The 1,145-nt window shown below is 66.3% G+C and carries 1 protein-coding gene; it reads left to right on the forward strand.

Annotated features, from left to right (window positions below; all coding sequences use genetic code 11):
* A partial coding sequence (locus ACR0AG_RS22380; protein ID WP_480842885.1) for a sulfoacetaldehyde acetyltransferase occupies positions 1–1,145 on the forward strand: 1,145 nt, incomplete at both ends.

Here is a 1,145-nt window from a genome sequence, read left to right on the forward strand (position 1 = left end):
CATGAAGGGTCGGGCGGCATGATGGCCGATGGCTACACCCGCGCGACCGGCAAGATGTCGATGATGATCGCGCAGAACGGCCCCGGCATCACCAACTTTGTCACCGCGGTCAAAACCGCCTACTGGAACCACACGCCGCTGTTGCTGGTGACGCCACAGGCGGCCAACAAGACCATGGGCCAGGGCGGGTTCCAGGAGATGGAGCAGATGCGCATGTTCGCAGATTGCGTCTGCTATCAGGAAGAGGTCCGCGACCCCAGCCGCATGGCCGAAGTGCTCAGCCGTGTGATCATGAACGCCAAGCGCGCATCAGCACCGGCGCAGATCAACGTCCCGCGGGATTTCTTTACCCAGGTTGTCGATATCGAGCTGCCCGCGGTTGTCGAGTTCGAACTGCCCCAGGGCGGGGCCGCGGCCGTGACCGAAGCCGCCGCGCTGCTGTCGAGCGCCCGCAACCCGGTGATCCTGAACGGCGCGGGCACGGTGCTGTCCAAGGGCGGCATCGCCGCATCGCAGGCCCTGGCCGAGCGTCTGGATGCGCCGGTCTGCGTGGGCTACCAGCACAATGACGCGTTCCCGGGTTCGCATCCGCTGTTTGCCGGGCCGCTGGGCTATAACGGCTCGAAAGCGGGCATGGAGCTGATCAAGGAGGCCGACGTGGTGCTGTGCCTCGGCACCCGCCTGAACCCGTTCTCGACCCTGCCGGGCTATGGCCTGGAATACTGGCCCGCAGACGCCAAGATCATCCAGGTCGACATCAACCCGGACCGCATCGGCCTGACCAAGAAGGTCTCGGTCGGGATCGTGGGCGACGCGGCCACCGTGGCGACCAACATTCTGGCCCAGCTGTCCGGCACCGCCGGTGACGAGGGCCGCGCTGCGCGCAAGGCGAAGATCGCCGAGACCAAGTCGCGGTGGGCGCAGGAACTGACCTCGATGGATCACGAGCAGGACGATCCGGGCACCACCTGGAACGAGCGTGCCCGCGCTGCCAAGCCCGACTGGCTGAGCCCGCGCAAAGCGTGGCGGGCGATCCAGGCCGCCCTGCCGAAAGAGGCGATCATCTCGTCCGATATCGGCAACAACTGCGCCATCGGCAATGCCTATCCGTCCTTCGAAGAGGGCCGCAAATACCTGGCCCCCGG

This window comes from Ruegeria sp. H6 (assembly GCF_056532975.1).